The sequence below is a fragment of the Desulfotruncus alcoholivorax DSM 16058 genome, from assembly GCF_000430885.1.
In the GTDB taxonomy this organism is placed as follows: domain Bacteria; phylum Bacillota; class Desulfotomaculia; order Desulfotomaculales; family Desulfallaceae; genus Desulfotruncus; species Desulfotruncus alcoholivorax.
The window spans coordinates 18,490-36,764 of sequence record NZ_AUMW01000027.1 but is presented as its reverse complement, the minus strand read 5'-3'; the positions used below and the strand labels follow the sequence as shown (position 1 = coordinate 36,764).

Genomic DNA, 18,275 nt, shown 5'->3' with positions numbered 1-18,275 from the left:
ATGTTGAAACAGTTTATTATCAAACCTACAGGGAGGAAAGCAATGCGTATTATTACAGCAATCACCGGCGCCACCGGCGCTGTTTACGGCATTACCCTGGTTCGGGAACTGGCCCGGGCAGGGATAGAAACCCATTTAGTGTATAGCAACTGGGGCCAGCGAACTATAGAAATAGAAACAGGCTACAAATTGAAAGATATCAATGCCCTGGCCGCCAAAGTTTATCAAATTGATGACCTTGCAGCAGCTATCGCCAGCGGTTCCTTTAAACACCAGGGCATGGTTATTGCCCCCTGCAGCATGAAAACCCTTTCCGCCGTTGCCAATGGCTACACGGACAACCTCATTAGCAGGGCCGCCGACGTTACTTTAAAGGAAAAGCGCAAGCTGATCCTGCTTCCCAGAGAAACACCCCTGCATGAAATCCACCTGGAAAACATGCTCAGGCTGGCCCGGGCCGGAGCAGTCATAATGCCTCCTGTCCCTGCTTTTTATAACCGCCCTTTGACTATTACGGATCTGGTGCTCCAAACAATAGGCAGGGTAATGGACATGTTGGAAATAGATCATAACCTGACTCCGCGCTGGAAGGGTCTGGATTAAATCCACTTTTTCATTTTAAAGATTAAAAACATCCATACGGTAATCCCCAGCAAGCCGGCTGATATAGCCACCGTTGACCACGTGCTCTGCTGCTCCGGTAAAGGTACGTTCATGCCAAAGAAGCCGGTAACAAAGGTCAGCGGCATAAATACGGTTGAAATAAGGGTAAGTATCCTCATTGTTTCGTTGGTTCGCGCGCTGATAATTGAATAGTACGTTTCCAGTGCGCCATCCAGCAAATCCCTGAGGCTTTCAATGGTGTCGATGATTCGTTCAATATGGTCGACCAGGTCCAGGTAGTACGGTTCACTTTCCTTTGACACCTGGAACATAAATTGTCCGTTCATGCTCAAGAACATCCGCTTTAAAGGGTAAATGGCCCGCCGCATGGATAGCAGTGTTCTTTTCAACGCCAGGAATTCTTCTGTAATTTCTTTACTGGGCTGCTCGTAAAGCTGGTCTTCCAGTTCATCAACCCGCTGGTCAATACGATCAAGTATTGGAAAATATTCGTCAGTAATACCATCAAAGATGTGGTATAAGAACATATCCGACCCGTTTTCCATGTGCTTGGTGACATTGGTAAGGCATTCCCTGGCCAGCCTGCCCAATATGGGCAGGTTCCTGCGGTGGACAGTGACCACATAGTTGGAGCTCAGAAAAACGTTTAGCTGCTCAGGCGTAATTTCTTCGTCGCTGTCTTCCTTATAGCGCAGCGCGTGCAGCATAAAGAAATAATACTTATCATAGGTGTCGATCTTGGCCCTCGGGCTGTGCTGCAGGCAGTCTTCAACGGCAAGGTAATGGAAATCAAATACTTTGGCGAGGTAACTTAATTCTTTTTCGTCCTTAAAGTCATATAAATCCACCCAAAGCAAGTCATCTTCATGTTGAATCAGATTAAGGGACAAATCCACATCATGATATAATTTTTTCTGGGTGGCATTATAAAAATATGTTTTGATCAACAGGGTCGCCTCCATGGAAGTTTTGCAATAGATGGTTTATGATTATGGCCCGGCATCGTCGATTTGGTAATTCTTCCATGCAAGTCACCCCTTTCGCCACAATATAAAAGGCCTTCAATTGCATTATGCATTAAATGAAGACCAATAAATTATTACCGCCTTCAATCGTGCAAGCTTTGGCTCTGTACAGCTAGAGAAATTATTTCTCAGCCACGTTAAGTAAAACCTTAATTCGGCAATACCTGTTAACCCGTTACTGTCTCTCGACATTTCCGGGCAGCGGCTTGTGTCTATACAGTAGCCTCACCTAACGAAGATTTAATTTTCTTAAATACAATAATATTACTTGCTTATATTAAAGTCAATCAAGTTTACTTTAATCTTCAATAAAACCGAAGTTCTTCATTTGGATATCCTGGTTACGCCAATCCTTTTTAACTTTAACCCAAAGCTCAAGGAATATCCTTGACCCCAACAGCGCTTCCATTTCCTCCCTGGCGAGCTTGCCTACTTCCTTTAGCATCCTACCGCCCTTGCCGATTAATATGCCTTTTTGGCTTTCCCGCTCGGTATAGATAACAGCGCTGACCGCCACAAGATTTTCCGATCTTTGCTCCATCTCTTCCACCACTACGGCAACAGAGTGGGGAACTTCCTGACTGGTCAAATGCAGCACCTTTTCCCTGATCAGCTCGGCCATAACAAACCTTTCAGGCCGGTCAACCACCACATCATCCGGGTAGTACTGGGGACCTTCCGGCAGCCTGTCAACAATCACCCGGATCAGCTTTTCCACATTTTCCCCGGTTAAAGCGGAAACAGGGATTATTTCAGCAAAATCATGCAATTTACGAAATGTTTCAATAATCGGAACCAGTTCGGCCGGTTTAACCAGGTCAATTTTATTTATTACCAAAATAACAGGTTGGGAAACCTGCTTTACCTGTTCAATGATATAATTATCGCCGGATCCGGGCATAGCCGCTTCAACCAGCATCATAATTATGTCAACTTCCCGCAATGTCTTTAAAGCGGTTTCCACCATTCGTTCCCCCAGCTTATGCTTGGGCTTGTGGATACCCGGGGTGTCAATAAAAACCACCTGGTAATCCTCACCGGTTAATACCGATTGAATCTTATGCCTGGTGGTTTGCGGTTTGTCGGACATGATAACTACCTTTTGGCCTACCATCCTGTTTAGCAAAGTGGATTTACCAACATTGGTACGGCCGGTTATCGTAACAAAACCAGATTTGAACCCAACTTTGTTCACTACGCATCCTCCTGATTGTTGCTTTTGGACAGTGAAAAAGCCCCTGGCAAAAGTTCACCTACGGTCATGGTACGGTATTCGCCCCGGCGGTTGGCCAGGTAAACCTTAATATCTCCGCCGAATTCGGACAACACCTGGCGACAGGCGCCGCATGGACTGCAGAATTCTTCTGTGTCGGCAATCACAGCCATTGATTTAAAGGACCGCTGCCCGCAGGAAACAGCTTTAAGTATAGCTACCCGCTCAGCACAAACCGTAAGCCCGTAAGATGCATTCTCAATATTACAACCGGTGTGAACCTCACCTTCCGCGGTTAGCAGGGCCGCTCCCACTGCAAAGTGTGAATATGGCGCATACGCGTATTTTTGAGCTTCAAACGCTTTGTTAATTAACTCCTCCGGACTCATTAAATCACCCCGATAATTACCCGGAAAAAACTTTTACTGATTATCCCTGATGACTAACATCTGACACAAGGGCGGGCTGACAGGGTCGTCCGCCCCTACTTTACAACCCCTTGTTCATACTGCCGATGGTGCCTCGCTAGTTTACATGGGGTTCTACCCAAAAAGGCCGGCTATACGCGGCCATATTAATAAATAAGCCACTATCAGAGCATTTATGGCCGTTAGTAAAACCGCACCCGCACCCACATCCTTGGCTGCCCGGGCCAGGGGATGCCGGTCAGCAGTAAAAAGGTCAACTACAACCTCAATGGCAGTATTAAACATTTCAGCAGCCAACACCAGAAAAATTGTTAATGATATAATTGCCAGTTCTGCCGGCGACATTTTAAGGTAAAGGCAGGTAACTATGACCGGTATGGCCACCACCAGGTGAATTTTCATATTGCGCTGGGTTATTACAGCATATCGTATGCCTGAAACCGCCCAGCCCACAGCCCGCGCAAACTTCAACAAGCCACATCACCCTTCCGGCAAAAGCACCCGGCTCAGTATCTGCTCCTCCTTCTCCCGCATCACTTTTTTCTCAGCATCGGTTTCATGATTGTAGCCCAGCAGGTGTAGCACACCATGAACGGTAAGATAAGCAATTTCCCTGGTCAGCCCGTGGCCGAATCTTTTAGCCTGCTGGAGTGCCTTTTCCAGTGATATCACAATATCCCCCAGCATGATTGAGTCACTTCCGTCTTGAACCGGCTCACCTTCCAACATGGAAAAGCTGAGCACATCTGTGGGCCCGTCTACATTTCGGTATTGCCGGTTCAGGTCCGCAATATATTCATTATCAGTAAAAACAAGGCCAACCTCGGCATCATGATATTCTACCGTGTCAGCCAAGGCTGCTTCCACCACCCGGGTAAGCAGGCCAATCAAATCCTCATCAACCGGAAGCTTTTCCTGCAAATTACTAACGACCAATGGCACGCTTTTTCTTTCTCCTTTCCATTTCCTTGGTCATATCAGGATATTCGATCCTGTTGTGGAATATGCCTGAAAGCATCCTAATAAAAGTTGCGGCAATTGCGTCCAGGTCCTTAAAGGTTAGGTCACTTTCATCCAGTTGGCCATCCATTAGCTTGTCCTTGATAATTTTGCGCACTACCCCTTCAATGCGCCCGGGCGTTCCATTTTGCAGCGATCTGACCGCCGCCTCCACAGCATCGGCCAGCATGACAATTGCTGCTTCCTTGGTCTGGGGTTTGGGTCCTTCATACCTGAATTCGTCTTCGGAAACACTTTCATTTTTATTATTTTCCACGGCCTTGTGGTAAAAGAAACTGCATAAACTGTCGCCATGGTGCTGCTCAATGATATCGGTTATACCCTGGGGCAGCTTATTTTCCCGGGCCAGTTCAACCCCGTCCTTAACATGTGATGTAAGAATCAGGGTACTTAAGGTCGGGGCTATCTTATCATGCGGGTTGTCACCCATTTGATTTTCGATAAAAAAATAAGGCCTTTTCATTTTACCAATATCATGGTAATATGCCGCCACCCTGACCAGCAGTGAATCCCCTCCCACAGCATCAGCTGCGGATTCCGCCAGGTTACCCACCAAAAGGCTGTGGTGATAGGTCCCCGGAGCCTCAATTTGCATTCGCCGGAGCAGCGGGTTGCCTGGATTGGACAGCTCTAAAAGACGCACCGATGAAGTTATGCCAAAAGCGCTTTCCAGGTAAGGCACTGCACCATTGGTTAAAACTGATGAAAGGATGCCGTTTAAAGAGCCCAGGATCAAACTGGAAGTCATGGTTAATCCCAACGGGGTTCCGCTGATCATCCCCATAGAGAAAATCGCTAAAATATTAGCCGCGCCAGTGTAAAACCCCGCCCTGGCCATATCGCTGCGCTGGCTCAGCTTGCTCACACCATACACACCGGTGATGCCGCCAATCAAAGCCACTACGGCAAATCTGATTTGCCCCCCGGTCATTAAACCTAATAAAAAACTAATTACCGCCACAACCAGCACCGCTAACCGGGAATCAAGCAATATGGCTATCAACATTCCCGCGGCGGCAATAGGCGCCAGGTAGCCGAATAAGGCTGCAAACGCGGGCCACTGAGCTAGATTAATGGCAATTATGGCCTTGGATACACCCAGGGTGAGAAAAACAACTATTCCCAAAAGATAAATGTGCCCGGCGTTTTTATATATTTCCCGGTTTTGCTGGTAAAGATAAAAAAGCACCACCACCATTAAAAGCCCCACCAGTAAAGCCGAACCTAGTATTGACGAAATAGGGATAACCGGGCGGGAAAGGCCTAACGCCTCCAGTTTTGAAATATGCTCCTCGGTTACAATTTCACCTGCCCCGATAATCTTTTCCCCTTCCTTAATGGAAACCATTACCGGAGAAACCGCCTCCCTGGCAGACTGCTGCAGGCGCCTGGTTTTTTCGAGGTCGTCAAATTTATTTGGACGCAGGTAATTTTTAATGATATCGGCAGCAACCGAGTTATAAGGAGCTTCCAGCTGTAAATTGGGTATTCTCCCAACCAGCTTGTCCCCCACCTCTGCCGTGTTCTCTTGTGTAACACCTTCATCCATTGCTTGTGATATAAGTCCGGTAATACCGGTCTCCATCTTTTTTAAATTCTCCGGGTTGGGACGGGACAGTATTTTTAATGTGCTGTTTGATAAACTAAAAGGAATAATTTCCTTTAATTTACTGACTTTCTGGTTTTCGTCCAGGTTTCCGTCATTCTGTACTTTACCTATGTCCGCAATCAGGCTGGAAATATTTTTTTGCACATCTATACTAACCTGCGGGTCGATAATATACTGTTTTTCAACCTGGGCTGCGGCAATATTTCTTGCCTCCGCAGTTTTGTTTTTATCCTCATACGTAACGCTGCGTGGCGCAAATACATTTGTTGGCGAAACCTGGCCAACCACAAGGTTAATTCTTTGGGGCATAAATTCAACCGAAATTAATAAGGTCAAAACAACAAAAAAAACGAAAGCGGCCAAACCGCGCCGAACTTTTCTTCTTCCGGCCAAATTTAAGAATACTTGCGATATTTTCGCCCGAACCTTTGCCAGAGGAAGCATTTAATCACTCCTCTTTTAACTCAGACGTCGTGCTTCTTTCTTCATATGCCTTAACAATCTTCTGCACCAGCGGGTGCCTGACAATGTCTTCCCCGGAAAAATAGTGAAAAAACAGACCTTCTACATCATACAATACCTGCAGCGCGTGAACAAGGCCGGATTGCTGCCCCCGGGGCAGGTCAACCTGCGTAACATCTCCCGTAATTACCGCCTTGGAACCAAAGCCAAGGCGGGTTAGAAACATTTTCATCTGCTCCGGTGTCGTATTCTGAGCTTCGTCAAGAATAACAAAAGAGTCATCCAGCGTCCTTCCCCGCATATAAGCGAGAGGGGCAATTTCAATGACATGACGTTCAATATATTTCTGGGTACTTTCAAAACCCAGCACGTCATACAGACTATCATAAAGGGGGCGCAGGTAAGGATCGACTTTTTCCTGGAGATCGCCGGGCAAGAAACCCAACTTTTCCCCTGCCTCTACAGCCGGCCTGGTCAGCACAATCCTATTAACACTGCGGTTGCGTAAAGACCTGATCGCCATAACCACGGCCAGGTAAGTTTTACCAGTACCCGCCGGACCGACAGCAAAAACGATATCATGTTTCTGCAGGGCATCAATATACTTCTGCTGCCCTGCAGTTTTGGGTTTGATTTTTTTACCCCTGGGAGTAACAAGAAAGACATCTTTGGCAAGCCCTGCAAGGACTCCGGAGTTACCGGCTTTAACAGCTTTAATGGTATAATTTATCTCGTGCTTAGTCAACCGGTTGCCGACCCTGCAGTACTCCTGCAACTGTTCAACAATCTCTTTAGCCTTTTCTACCTGGTCACGCCGCCCAATAATAAGCAACTCCTCGCCGCGCGCAACCATTTTTACACCAAACGAATTTTCCAACAATGACAAATTCTCATCGTGTTTACCAAATATTTCTGCGGCAATGCCGACGTCATCAATTATCACCCGTGCTTCCACGTTTTCCACCAATTATGCTTATAACCTCCTTTAGCTCAACGGGTGGGGCTTCTCCGTTCCAATTTCTTCTATTGTTTCTATTAACGCCTTTACTCTTACCATATTTTCATTTTCCGCAATTTTCACTTCTTCATAGTGTTTGTTTATTATCCGTGCGCCGGATGGGATGTCTTTTTCAATTTTAGCAATTGCACCTTCCCCGGCCAAACGGAGCGCCTCTGCTTTACGATAAGTTTTTTTATAATCAACTTTTTCCAAGTATTTAACCTTAATAAATTCGACGGGTATATTTATATTCCTCCAAGCAGGGACTTTTTTACAATCTGTTAAGATATCATATTTAGCAAAAGGGACATCTCCGGGTCCCATTAGAATTATTTCCTTTGCTCCGATTTTAATGCAAAGTTTGGTAATTTCATGTCCCGTATAGTTTTCCCCCTTTTCTATGAGGGGAACTTCTTTATAACCTTCGTACCAGACACTGGCCTTGACAATGCCTCTGGCGTGAACATATTTTACCGTCTGCTCTTCCTCCTGCGGTTCCCGGGCGCTTTCTTCTATGTTATCCAGTTCATCTTCCACTTTCGGCGGTGGAATAGCAGAAGATATCAGTACCTGCCCTGCTTTAACAGTATCACCCTCCTGGACCAGCGGCTGCCCTTGCAGAACTAGAATCTGTTTGATCAGGCCATCTTTAGTTGCCACAATATCAATTTTGGCATTCAGGTTATTATTGGGAGGCAGCACTTTTTCTACTACTTTAATATCAGCCCTTGTCCCATCAAAACAAACACCAACCCAGGAAAGATCCGTAAACCTGTTCATAATGATCTTTTCAATTTTTTCACTATCTATTGAAGGTTTAAAAGCTCCGGGGTATAAACCGGACTGGCGGGCTATTTCTTTGATCTCCTGCTCACTGATGCTTTTATTGCCGGACACATTAACAAACCAAACAAATGATGAAGATAAATATATTGCCACCACAAAAAACAAAGCGCCTAAAAGCAAAGCCTTGCGCCTGCGCAATTTTATAATAATGAAGGGTAAACCGGCTTTTTCAACAATTGTAAACCTGCATCGGGTCATCCTGGCCACATGGCGCAAAGGTTGTACACCACTCAAGTGAACTTTTAACGTTACTCTATCTGCTCCTACTCCGGAGATACCCCACAAAAATATTCCCCTGGTGGTGGCCATATTGATAAATTTTTCCAGGCAATCTTCCGGCAAAGCTATTGTCACATAACCGCCCAAAAAAGATAGAATTCGAAACAATAACATTTTACCGCCACCCCCTAGCTTAAGAACACCACCGCTGATATTTGGCCCTCAACACATATTTCGTCAGGCAAAATATTGCGCAGTGAAAGATTCTCACCGGTAACCTCAATAACTTTATCGTTGACAACAACCCGCACCAACCGGGGATTATATTCCTGGATACCGCGATGGTTTTCTATAAAAACCTGAAGATTGCCCACAAGAACAATTTTAGGCAAGTCCAACATAATATCACCCGGCAGCTCAAGATAATCGGACAATTGCCTTTTAACCCTGTTTTTAATATCCTTCCATGCCATAAAAAATCCCCTCCTTGCCACTATAAATCTATGCGGCAAGAAGGGGAAAAATAACGAGAACGTTGGTTAATTGTACCAGATAAAATTAACCTTCCTTTGCTTTTTTCATTTCCAATACTGCATCAGCAATGACTTCTGCTGATATGCCCCCGTGAAAACGAGGTTCATCATTTATAACGGTTAATGGCAGGCGTACCCTTGGAAGAATAGACACAATCTTGGGATACTCCTGTACTTCTTCCGAAGTTACATCAACAAATTTTACATTGACCTCATCGCCAAAATTTTGTTTTAAAGCCACGCTTAAATCTTCGGCTTCATCTTTCATTGTTTTTTGCGGCCCGCAACCTGCGGAGGGTCTCGGTCCTCAGCCAAAACTCGGAGCCGGGGCATTTAAGCCGAAAACAATAACCTCATACTGTTGCATAATGTACCCCCTCAATCAAATAAATAACTATTTTACCTTTTAAAATTTTAACATATTAAGTTCGCTGGCGCATATTATATTTATTTATTATAACCATTAGGGAAAAGTATATCATAAGATTAATTTTTATAATATGTTATATTGATAAAATTTTTTTATTTTATTAATAAAGGATTGATTTAGCTTAAAAAAGAATATTTGTGAGAAGCTAATTGAAAGGAGGGGATCTGCATGTCCAACCAACAGATCAAGCTGACAAGCCTGGCCAAAACCTCCGGGTGAGCGGCGAAAGTGGGTCCCCAGACCCTGTCGCAGGTACTGCGACATATACCAGCTACCCAAAATCCAAATCTAATGATCGGACCGTGCACCTCCGACGACGCCGCAGTTTATAAAATAAACGAAAACCAGGCCCTGATTTCCACACTTGATTTCTTTACCCCCATGGTGGATGACCCGTATCTGTACGGGCAAATCGCTGCGGCAAATTCTCTTAGTGATGTATACGCCATGGGAGGTAAGCCGCTTTTGGCATTAAACATAGTTTGTTTTCCAGATTGCCTTCCCATTTCCGTTTTGGAAGAATTGCTGCAGGGTGGCGCCGATAAAGCCATGGAAGCCGGCTGTATCATAGCGGGAGGTCATACTGTACGCGACGATGAGCCTAAATACGGTCTGGCCGTAACAGGAACGGCCCACCCCGGCGAAATTATATCCAATGCCGGAGCACAGGCGGGCGACCTGTTGATACTAACAAAGCCTTTGGGTACCGGGATCATTAACACCGGCATCAAGGCAGGTCTGGTTTCACCCGGGGCTATGCAAACGGCGGTTTCCTCCATGTCCACCTTAAATAAGGCTGCCTCGGAGATAATGCTCAAGCACGGTGCCAGTGCCTGTACCGACATTACAGGGTTCGGGCTGTTAGGCCACGCCGCAGAAATGGCCGAAGCAAGCGGAGTCAGTTTACACATCAAATGCAAATCAGTACCGTTGTTACCGGAAACAATGGAAATGGCGCGCCTGGGGTTAATCCCGGCCGGCGCCTATGATAACAGAAATTATTTAGAGGGGAAAATACTATTGCAAGGTAATCTGAAGACTGAAGAGCAACTGGCGCTTTTTGACCCCCAAACCTCCGGAGGATTGCTTATTTCTATACCTGAAGCAAGGGCCAGTGCACTGGTTGATGAACTGAAGGAAAAAGGCGTTAACTGCGCGGTAATAGGCGAAGTGCTGCCTTTTACAGGCACGCTGATAACTGTGATATAGGCATTTACGTAGAAAAATTTAACGTTACTTGTAACTGGCGCTCCGGTGGTTCCCTCCGCGCGCTGCGCAATTTCCCTTATATCTTTGTAGTTATTGGTAGCTAACGCTTGCAACAGACAGCCCGGCGAAACTTTACGCTAAAGATGAAAGGGGACACACCTTCTCTTTGGGGTCGTAGCTTTGGGGTCAGAGGTATGTCCCCATGAGATGTCATAGCTTTTGGGATTTGACGGGCTAAGCACCGCTTCCAGTGCTCCGCTTGCTCCAGGAAGCCACCGGATCACCTTGTCAATGATATTTATTTTACACTACCAGTGCCGCACATTGCTATGTATTAAAGGATATTATTTGAAAGGAGCATTAACTATGCAGCACAAAACTGTGGATTGCCGGGGGCTGGCGTGCCCTCAACCGGTGATCAACACGAAAAACGCATTGGAAGAAGCAGGTGTCGACGCGGTTACCACCATTGTGGACAATGATGTGGCCCGCCAAAATATCACCTTGTTTGCCAAAAACTCCGGTTATACTGTAAGCGAGGAAGAGAAAGACGGTTTTTATCATCTAACTGTCAGCAAATCAAATAAGTCTTCCCCAGGGCCGGAATCCGTTATTAAACAACAAAGCGGAAACACCACTGATGTAGGACCTGTTTATTTCGTCACAACCAACTCATTGGGGCAGGGCTCGCCGGACCTGGGCCAGGTATTGATTAAAAGCCTGTTCACCACCCTTGTGGCTACCCAGCCGCTGCCGTCGGCGCTATTGTTTTTGAACACCGGGGTTTACCTAACCTGTGAAGGATCGCCGGTGCTTGAACAGATTAAAAAGATGCACGCAGAAGGCACTGCAGTATTATCCTGCGGGACATGCCTGGATTATTACAAACAGAAGGATAAGCTTTCCGTAGGTAACATTTCTAATATGTTTGACATCAACAACCAGCTCATAGGACCGGGCAAAGTTATTGCCATAGGATAAAAAAGCCGGTTCCCATAATCAATGGGTACCGGCTTTTTTACCGCATCACTGCGCTCCTCACAATGACATGGACCGTACGATGCAGTTTTAAGATTTTCGTTACTGCCAAGTTGTCAGAATTCAGTAGTCAGAATTCAGAATACTTCGGGACAATAAACAATTCCATTATGACTCCTGACCCCTGACCCCTCCCTTGGCTAATCTTTATCCATTCTTCAATCCGCTGCGGATGATTGCATCAGCCAGAGCCGCCGCGCCAAAGCCGTTGTCTATATTTACAACACCGACTCCCTTGGCGCAGCTGTTCAGCATGCTCAGCAGCGCCGATAAACCGTTAAAGTTGGCTCCGTACCCGACACTGGTGGGCACAGCCACAACCGGCACATCCACAAGGCCGCCCACCACGCTGGCCAGCGCGCCTTCCATACCGGCAACCACAATTAAAACCGCAGCGGTGTCAAATTTATCGTAATGGGCAAAAAGCCGGTGAATCCCGGCCACACCCACGTCGTAAATTCGCTCTACCTCGTGCCCCATAACCTCGGAGCATACCGCCGCCTCTTCCGCCACGGGAATGTCGGCGGTGCCGGCCGTCAATACCAGAACCTTGCGGGAGGAGTTTTTACATTGTTCCCTGGTCAAACTCACCACCCGGCCGGGTGCATTATATTTAGCTTCCGGGTATTGGGCTTGAACAGCTTCAAAGATCTCCTGCCCAGCCCTGGTTGCCAAAATGTTGCGGTTATTATCAGCCAGGCTGTGGAATATTTTCACCACCTGCTCCACGGTTTTCCCCTGGCAGAAAATCACTTCAGGAAAACCGTTTCGCAATGCCCTGTGATGATCTACCTTGGCAAAGTCGAGATCCTCGTAGGGCAGTTTTTTTAACTCTTTTAAAACATCGCCCAGTCCCGCCCGCCCTGTTTTATATTCTTCAAGAAGTGACACAATGTGCTGCATGTTCATGATGTCTATTTTTACCCCCCTCACCCGAAGGCAAACGCGTCCCCAACAAAATTCTTAGCATGTTCGGCAAGTCCAAGTCGTGATAACCGGCCCCGTACCCCACTTTTTCAACCACCATCTCCGGCAACGGGCCAAACCACCCGCTAATGGTGGTAATTATCGCAGCACCGGTAGGGGTCAACAGTTCTTTCCCGGAACCGTAGGCGTAAATTGGCACGCCCCGCAATAATTCAAGGGTTGCCGGAGCAGGTACGGGTAATATGCCGTGCTGGCATTTAATAAACCCCTGGCCAACATTTAATTTAGAGCAATATACCTCTTCAATACCTAAAAGATCCATACAAATTGACGCGCCCACGATGTCGACAATTGAGTCCAGACCCCCGACTTCATGAAAATGGATATTATTAATATCTGTCCCGTGTATTTTAGCTTCCGCCTCGGCCAGCCTGTTGAAGATCTTCAGACTTAAATCTTTTACATTGTGTTTTAAATCACTGCGGTCGATGATACCGGATATATCCAACAGATTTCTATGGGGCTGTGGTGCATCGTCAACTATAACATTCACCTTGGTTCCCGATAAGCCGGACCTTTTAACGGCAGCAGCCTCGAGCCGGAATCCGGGCAGGCGCAATTTCTCCAAACCATGCTGTAATTGTTCCAATTCAACGCCCAGGTCCACAAAAGCCCCCAGAATCATATCCCCGCTAATACCGGAAAAACAATCAAAGTAGGCAAATCTCATTTACGTCTCCCCCTGTAGCCGCCGCGTGTCCCTATAATTTCTCCCACCAAAATACTGCCCACAAGCTCAGGCTTGCCATTAAGGGCAGCAGCCAGCGGATTTTTTCTGCGCCTTCTTTTATGACGTCCCTGCCCTCTACCTGGTGAAATTTCACCTTTTGGGCAAACCAATTCTTCTGATTCCGGCTGCTGCAGCAGAACAGTCTCTACCATCGCCGGATGCTTAAAAGCAGCTGACTCCGGCACATGCTGCATATCACCTGTTCTTTGGGGCCCAGGTTCCATTAACACCGGATCACATCCAATAGTCTCCCTTTTCTTCGCCCCGGATTCCTTAGCGCCGCTATTTCTGTTCCAGGGACCGGAAAGCGGAGCATCGTCCTCTTCACTATAATTCGGCATCTCAGCGGGGATCGGAAAATCGGTTTCCTTTGGCCCGGGGGGGGCTGGCATACGACCGGCCATCCTTCCTAATTTAGAAAAGACTAGATAAAAAATTATAAGCAAAAAAATTAATGTCTTCATGGAATTACCCCCGGGCTTTTATTTGGAGCCTCTGTGGTTGTCTCCCGCTTCATCCGACCCCATTTTGGATAAACTCTGCCGCATACCGGTGTCAGCCAGCAGGTTTTGCATATTATAGTAATCCATTACGCCCAGTTTTCCCTGACGCAATGCATCGGCCAGCGCCAACGGCACCTGAGCCTCGGCTTCAACCACTTTGGCCTGCATCTCCTGCACAGCCGCCTTCATTTCTTGTTCCCGGGCAACGGCCATCGCCCTGCGCTCCTCGGCCTTGGCCTGGGCTATCTTTTTATCAGCCTCGGCCTGGTCGGTCTGCAGCGTAGCCCCAATGTTACGCCCAACGTCAACATCAGCTATATCAATGGAAAGAATCTCAAAAGCAGTTCCTGCGTCAAGCCCTTTGTCCAGGACTGTCCTGGATATGGAGTCGGGGTTTTCCAATACTTCTTTATGATTATCCATTGAACCCACTGTGGAAACAACACCCTCACCCACCCTGGCCAGAATGGTTTCCTCACCGGCACCGCCAACCAGCCTGTCAATATTAGCGCGCACCGTTACCCGGGCCATAACCTTTACCTCAATGCCGTCTTTGGCCACTGCAGAAACCAACGGTGTCTGAATAACCTTGGGGTTCACGCTCATTTGCACCGCTTCCAGCACATCCCTGCCAGCCAGGTCAATGGCCGCCGCCCGTTCGAACGGCAGGTTAATGTTGGCGCGTTCTGAAGCGATTAGCGCGTCCACCACCCGGTCAACATTACCCCCGGCAAGATAATGAGCTTCAAGCTGGTTCACCGAAATATCGAGCCCGGCTTTGTCGGCTTTAATCAACGGGTTAACAATACGCGAAGGCGTAACCCGGCGCAAGCGCATGCCAATTAGCGTAACGATGCCAACCCGTACTCCCGCAGCCAAAGCTGATATCCACAGACCTACGGGTATAAAACTGAAAATAACAACCACTGCCAAAACTATCAGTACAAATAAAATTATGACTGAAACTACTCCGGCACCCATTTTATACCTCCTGTTATTCTTTTAAGGCGCGCACTACAATGCGAACACCCTCTACTTTAACCACCTGAACCCTTACCCCTGCCGCGATGTAACCTCCCTCGCTGACAACATCCACCCGGTTGCCGTTTATTTCAACGGCGCCGGACGGGTGCAGCGGGGTAATTGTTAATCCTTTTTTTCCAACATAGTTTTGCAAATCAGCCACAGGCGCCTGGTAGCCCGAAGCTTTAACCTGCCGGTCTCCCAGGGTCAGGCGGCGCCAAACGTTAATTTTTGCCATTATCTTAATGCCAACTGCAAGCAGGATGATACTTGACACCATGGCAATAACCAGTGCCTTAAAAGTATCGGTTACGTCAACGCTTAACAGCAATATGCCCCAACCCAGAAAAATAATTCCCATCACACCGGCAACACCAAAGCCGGGTATAACAAATATCTCCAGCACCAGGGCCAGGAAGCCCAGTAAAAATGCCATTACTGCCAACCAGGGAACGAGTTCGGGCGACAAAGACACCACCCCTATCAATAATTTTAATGCCCGGCAGTTTTTATACCGGGCATAAATTGCTTAAGTCAGCTTATTGATATTGATTGAATTGAATTAATTGAATGACCTCGAAAACCTGGACTTACGTTTCCGGGCGGCTTCGGATTTCTTTTTCCTTCTTACGCTGGGCTTTTCGTAGTGTTCGTGCTTTCTGGCTTCAGCGAGAACCCCCGCCTTTTGGCAGGTGCGCTTAAAACGCCGGAGGGCACTGTCCAGAGTTTCGTTTTTGCCTACTCTAACTTCTGCCACCGATTTTTCCCTCCCCTCCGCTGAACCGCAAAACCTTGCGATAAATCAAGCTTTAAAACAACCCCCAATGCAAATTACCATACTTGGCTATTATACAATAACCCCCTTCAGGTAGTCAATTACCCGGGAGGCCATTGCAGCTGCCTTCCGGCCAAAAAATGATAATGTATGTGGAACACTAACTGGCCGGCATCTTCCATGCAGTTTGAGACAAGCCTGAACCCTTTTTCCGATAGTCCCATATCCCGCGCCACTGTGGCCGCAGCCCTTTGCAGCTCTCCCATAACCTTGCTGTCTTCAGGTTCAAGGTCAAAGAACGTGGGTATGTGCTTTTTGGGAATAAAAAGAAGGTGGACGGGAGCCGCCGGTTGAATATCTTTAAAAGCCAATATATTATCGTCCTCATAAACAATCTCAGCCGGTATCTCCTTATTGATTATTTTACAGAAAATACAATCCTGCACCTTTTCCACCTCCTCCCACGGAAATAAAAATAACGGCACCCGCGGGCTTGCTTAATAATTGTTTCAACAAATTTTTGTTATTTCCTGCATTACTTTAAAATTATTCTGCCCATTATGCCTGCGCCACTTATTTTCTCAGCATATATATTAATAATTCTTCCCTGCAGCTCTGTTTCACCCGGGAAAACCACGCGGATATAGTTGTCAGTGAGCCCCTCCCACAAGCTTTCCTTCTCCCCCCGCAGCGCTTGTTCAGCTAAAACCTCAACTGTTTGTCCCAGGTGCCCGGCTGCAAAGGAGCGGGCCAGGCTCTCGCCCAGAGCAATCAAAGCCCTGCTGCGTTTTTCTTTGACCGCGGGATCGACCTGATGGGGGAAACCCGCCGCAGGCGTACCACGGCGGGGGGAATATTTAAACACGTGTAACCCGGAAAAATTTAATTCTTTGATCAAAGAATAGGTGTTATTGAAATTTTCCTCTTCTTCTCCCGGAAAACCAACCATTACGTCCGTGGTTACACCAAGCCCGGCAACCATATTCCTGGCTTCCTCAACCATTTTTTTATAAAAAACAGTGTTATAGCGTCTTCTCATTTTAGCCAGGACAGTATCGTCACCGCTTTGCAAAGGAATATGCAAGTGCCGGCAAAAAGGCGGTCCCGACGCTATAAGCTCTAGTAACTCCGTGGTTATATCGTTGGGTTCAATTGAACTCAACCTGATCCTGGCGATACCCGAAACTGATGCCAGCTTTTCCATCAATCGCACCAGGCTATACTTGTCCTGCCTGTCCCGGCCATAAGCTCCGGTATGAATTCCTGTCAAAACTATTTCTTTAAAACCGCGCTGCACCAGATTGTTAGCCGCGGCCAAAACATTTTCCGGCTGTCTGCTGCGCAGCGGGCCACGCGCATAAGGCACAATGCAATATGAACAAAAATTTTCGCAGCCCTCTTGAATTTTCAAATAGGCCCGCACCCTGCCCTGGCAGTCCTCACCTGGCAGTTCCTCAAAATCATGGCACTTTAAAATATCTCCGACCGCTTTTACCTTGTCACCCTTGACCGCACTTTCCACCAGGTCCACTATCCCCGCCCGGTTGCCGGCTCCCACCACCAGGTCGACACCCTCAACTTCCAAAACCTCATCCGGCGCCGTTTGGGCATAACAGCCCGTGGCCACCACCACAGCATCAGGATTTGTTTTGTTGGCCCGCCGGATCATCTGTCTTGACTTGCGGTCCCCCAGATGGGTTACAGTGCAGGTATTAATCACATAAACATCAGCAACTTCTCCAAAATCGACAATTTGATAACCGCGTCTCCTGAATAATTCTTCCAGGGCGGCCGATTCGTACTGGTTAACCTTGCAGCCCAGAGTAGTTACAGCCACCTTTTTTTGAGTCATTACCCTTCTCCTCCCAGATCGCCCCACTGGTATAAAACCATGGTGATGACAGCCGGGCCGGCGGTTTCGGTGCGCAGAATGCGCGGGCCCAGGGTAACGGGAATGGCGCCGTGCCGGCGCGCCTCGTCAACTTCCCGCTTTTCCAGCCCGCCCTCAGGACCGATTAAGATATATACTTCCCCGGGCCTGGGCCGTACTTTAAGTTCCTCTTTTAACGCACAGGATGTCTCTTCCTCCCAGGGCACCAGCGCCAGCGCTCCGGTCGGGATAAGACTTAACGCCGCACTCCAGTCCACCGGCTCATGTACTAAAGGAACCACACCCCGGCCGCATTGTTTTGAAGCCTCAAGGGCGATACGCTGCCACCGCTCTCTGCGGGCCGCCTCCTTTTTTGCATCCAGGCGCACCACACTACGCCGGCAATAAACAGGGAAGAATTCAGAAGCTCCCAGTTCAGTGCCCTTTTGAATAACGTAGTCCATCCGCTCACCTTTGGCGATGCCCTGCACCAGCACCACCCGGACCGGTGGCTCTCCCCCGGCCCGCTCACGCTGCAACACCCGGCAATGGACACCGCCTTTTTCTGTTCTTTCAATTTGGGTGACGTAAAGGTTGCCGCAGCCATCCAGTAAAGTAACCTTTGAGCCAGGCCCAAGGCGCAGAACCCTGGTTATATGATGTGCTTCAGTACCGGTAATTACAACAGTATTGTTCTGAATTTGTTCCGGTTTGATAAAAAACCTCGGCAT

22 protein-coding genes and 1 riboswitch are annotated in these 18,275 nt (G+C 47.6%); of the genes, 3 read left to right on the top strand and 19 right to left on the bottom strand.

Going from position 1 to position 18,275, the window contains the following annotated elements; genetic code table 11:
• Positions 1–42 precede the first annotated feature (42 nt).
• Positions 43–603 carry a UbiX family flavin prenyltransferase gene (locus tag H569_RS0113455; RefSeq protein WP_027365425.1) on the top strand — a complete coding sequence of 187 codons (561 nt, stop codon included), beginning with the start codon at positions 43–45 and terminating at the stop codon, positions 601–603.
• Here the strand turns inward: H569_RS0113455 and corA are convergent.
• The 10 genes from corA to H569_RS0113405 form a co-directional block, all read right to left on the bottom strand.
• Positions 600–1,571: a magnesium/cobalt transporter CorA gene (gene corA / locus H569_RS0113450; protein ID WP_027365424.1), complete on the bottom strand. Its 972-nt coding sequence runs from the start codon at positions 1,569–1,571 to the stop codon at positions 600–602. The genes H569_RS0113455 and corA overlap by 4 nt on opposite strands.
• A 153-nt stretch (positions 1,572–1,724) precedes the next feature.
• Positions 1,725–1,893, bottom strand: a riboswitch (M-box (ykoK) riboswitch).
• Positions 1,894–1,947: 54 nt separating this feature from the next.
• The gene (gene era / locus H569_RS0113445; protein ID WP_027365423.1) at positions 1,948–2,844 is read right to left on the bottom strand and encodes a GTPase Era; all 897 of its coding nucleotides are present in this window, start codon (positions 2,842–2,844) and stop codon (positions 1,948–1,950) included.
• On the bottom strand, positions 2,844–3,251 hold the full coding sequence (cdd, locus tag H569_RS20400) for a cytidine deaminase (RefSeq protein WP_034630667.1): 408 nt from the start codon (positions 3,249–3,251) through the stop codon (positions 2,844–2,846). The genes era and cdd overlap by 1 nt, the downstream gene beginning before the upstream one ends.
• Before the next feature lie 153 nt (positions 3,252–3,404).
• Positions 3,405–3,764, bottom strand: a complete 360-nt coding sequence (locus H569_RS0113435) for a diacylglycerol kinase (protein WP_027365422.1) — start codon at positions 3,762–3,764, stop codon at positions 3,405–3,407.
• 6 nt (positions 3,765–3,770) lie between these two features.
• Positions 3,771–4,232, bottom strand: coding sequence for an rRNA maturation RNase YbeY (gene ybeY / locus H569_RS0113430; protein ID WP_027365421.1), 462 nt, complete (start codon positions 4,230–4,232; stop codon positions 3,771–3,773).
• Positions 4,216–6,363, bottom strand: a complete 2,148-nt coding sequence (locus H569_RS0113425; RefSeq protein WP_027365420.1) for an HD family phosphohydrolase — start codon at positions 6,361–6,363, stop codon at positions 4,216–4,218. The genes ybeY and H569_RS0113425 overlap by 17 nt, the downstream gene beginning before the upstream one ends.
• A 4-nt stretch (positions 6,364–6,367) precedes the next feature.
• Positions 6,368–7,348 (bottom strand): PhoH family protein, encoded by a 981-nt coding sequence (locus tag H569_RS0113420; RefSeq protein ID WP_027365419.1) that lies wholly within the window; start codon positions 7,346–7,348, stop codon positions 6,368–6,370.
• 18 nt (positions 7,349–7,366) lie between these two features.
• Entirely contained in the window at positions 7,367–8,620 is a 1,254-nt protein-coding gene (gene yqfD, locus H569_RS0113415) for a sporulation protein YqfD (protein ID WP_027365418.1), read from the bottom strand.
• A gap of 14 nt (positions 8,621–8,634) precedes the next feature.
• On the bottom strand, positions 8,635–8,919 hold the full coding sequence (gene yqfC / locus H569_RS0113410; protein WP_027365417.1) for a sporulation protein YqfC: 285 nt from the start codon (positions 8,917–8,919) through the stop codon (positions 8,635–8,637).
• An 85-nt stretch (positions 8,920–9,004) separates the two neighbouring features.
• Entirely contained in the window at positions 9,005–9,247 is a 243-nt protein-coding gene (locus tag H569_RS0113405; protein ID WP_027365416.1) for a hypothetical protein, read from the bottom strand.
• A gap of 330 nt (positions 9,248–9,577) precedes the next feature.
• Here H569_RS0113405 and selD point away from each other — a divergent pair, with 330 nt between their 5' ends.
• A complete protein-coding gene (gene selD, locus H569_RS0113400; RefSeq protein ID WP_081411018.1) occupies positions 9,578–10,618 on the top strand; it encodes a selenide, water dikinase SelD in 1,041 nt (346 codons plus the stop codon).
• A 366-nt stretch (positions 10,619–10,984) separates the two neighbouring features.
• A complete protein-coding gene (gene yedF, locus H569_RS0113395; protein WP_027365414.1) occupies positions 10,985–11,599 on the top strand; it encodes a sulfurtransferase-like selenium metabolism protein YedF in 615 nt (204 codons plus the stop codon).
• Positions 11,600–11,803: 204 nt separating this feature from the next.
• Here the strand turns inward: yedF and larB are convergent, their stop codons facing one another.
• From larB to H569_RS0113350, 9 genes are all read right to left on the bottom strand, one after another.
• Entirely contained in the window at positions 11,804–12,565 is a 762-nt protein-coding gene (gene larB / locus H569_RS0113390; protein ID WP_027365413.1) for a nickel pincer cofactor biosynthesis protein LarB, read from the bottom strand.
• Positions 12,534–13,313 carry a nickel pincer cofactor biosynthesis protein LarC gene (larC, locus tag H569_RS20395; RefSeq protein WP_081411017.1) on the bottom strand — a complete coding sequence of 260 codons (780 nt, stop codon included), beginning with the start codon at positions 13,311–13,313 and terminating at the stop codon, positions 12,534–12,536. Before larC ends, larB begins: the two co-directional genes overlap by 32 nt.
• The gene (locus H569_RS0113380; protein WP_157833539.1) at positions 13,310–13,765 is read right to left on the bottom strand and encodes a hypothetical protein; all 456 of its coding nucleotides are present in this window, start codon (positions 13,763–13,765) and stop codon (positions 13,310–13,312) included. Before H569_RS0113380 ends, larC begins: the two co-directional genes overlap by 4 nt.
• A gap of 90 nt (positions 13,766–13,855) precedes the next feature.
• Positions 13,856–14,857: a flotillin-like protein FloA gene (floA, locus tag H569_RS0113375; RefSeq protein WP_027365411.1), complete on the bottom strand. Its 1,002-nt coding sequence runs from the start codon at positions 14,855–14,857 to the stop codon at positions 13,856–13,858.
• Positions 14,858–14,870: 13 nt separating this feature from the next.
• Complete coding sequence (locus tag H569_RS0113370; protein WP_027365410.1) at positions 14,871–15,368, bottom strand: NfeD family protein; 498 nt, start codon at positions 15,366–15,368, stop codon at positions 14,871–14,873.
• A 93-nt stretch (positions 15,369–15,461) separates the two neighbouring features.
• Positions 15,462–15,656, bottom strand: coding sequence for a 30S ribosomal protein S21 (gene rpsU / locus H569_RS0113365; RefSeq protein WP_027365409.1), 195 nt, complete (start codon positions 15,654–15,656; stop codon positions 15,462–15,464).
• A gap of 119 nt (positions 15,657–15,775) precedes the next feature.
• Positions 15,776–16,120, bottom strand: coding sequence for a histidine triad nucleotide-binding protein (locus H569_RS0113360; protein ID WP_027365408.1), 345 nt, complete (start codon positions 16,118–16,120; stop codon positions 15,776–15,778).
• Positions 16,121–16,209: 89 nt separating this feature from the next.
• Positions 16,210–17,526, bottom strand: a complete 1,317-nt coding sequence (gene mtaB / locus H569_RS0113355; protein ID WP_027365407.1) for a tRNA (N(6)-L-threonylcarbamoyladenosine(37)-C(2))-methylthiotransferase MtaB — start codon at positions 17,524–17,526, stop codon at positions 16,210–16,212.
• Positions 17,526–18,275, bottom strand: a complete 750-nt coding sequence (locus H569_RS0113350; RefSeq protein ID WP_027365406.1) for a 16S rRNA (uracil(1498)-N(3))-methyltransferase — start codon at positions 18,273–18,275, stop codon at positions 17,526–17,528. Before H569_RS0113350 ends, mtaB begins: the two co-directional genes overlap by 1 nt.

Coding starts and splice junctions, on each gene's coding strand:
- H569_RS0113455 (WP_027365425.1), top strand. CDS start 43: ATGCGTATTATTACAGCAATCACCGGCGCCACCGGCGCTGTTTACGGC.
- cdd (WP_034630667.1), bottom strand. CDS start 3,251: ATGAGTCCGGAGGAGTTAATTAACAAAGCGTTTGAAGCTCAAAAATAC.
- H569_RS0113425 (WP_027365420.1), bottom strand. CDS start 6,363: ATGCTTCCTCTGGCAAAGGTTCGGGCGAAAATATCGCAAGTATTCTTA.
- yqfD (WP_027365418.1), bottom strand. CDS start 8,620: ATGTTATTGTTTCGAATTCTATCTTTTTTGGGCGGTTATGTGACAATA.
- yqfC (WP_027365417.1), bottom strand. CDS start 8,919: ATGGCATGGAAGGATATTAAAAACAGGGTTAAAAGGCAATTGTCCGAT.
- H569_RS0113405 (WP_027365416.1), bottom strand. CDS start 9,247: ATGAAAGATGAAGCCGAAGATTTAAGCGTGGCTTTAAAACAAAATTTT.
- yedF (WP_027365414.1), top strand. CDS start 10,985: ATGCAGCACAAAACTGTGGATTGCCGGGGGCTGGCGTGCCCTCAACCG.
- larB (WP_027365413.1), bottom strand. CDS start 12,565: ATGAACATGCAGCACATTGTGTCACTTCTTGAAGAATATAAAACAGGG.
- larC (WP_081411017.1), bottom strand. CDS start 13,313: ATGAGATTTGCCTACTTTGATTGTTTTTCCGGTATTAGCGGGGATATG.
- H569_RS0113380 (WP_157833539.1), bottom strand. CDS start 13,765: ATGCCAGCCCCCCCCGGGCCAAAGGAAACCGATTTTCCGATCCCCGCT.
- floA (WP_027365411.1), bottom strand. CDS start 14,857: ATGGGTGCCGGAGTAGTTTCAGTCATAATTTTATTTGTACTGATAGTT.
- mtaB (WP_027365407.1), bottom strand. CDS start 17,526: ATGACTCAAAAAAAGGTGGCTGTAACTACTCTGGGCTGCAAGGTTAAC.
- H569_RS0113350 (WP_027365406.1), bottom strand. CDS start 18,275: ATGCCGAGGTTTTTTATCAAACCGGAACAAATTCAGAACAATACTGTT.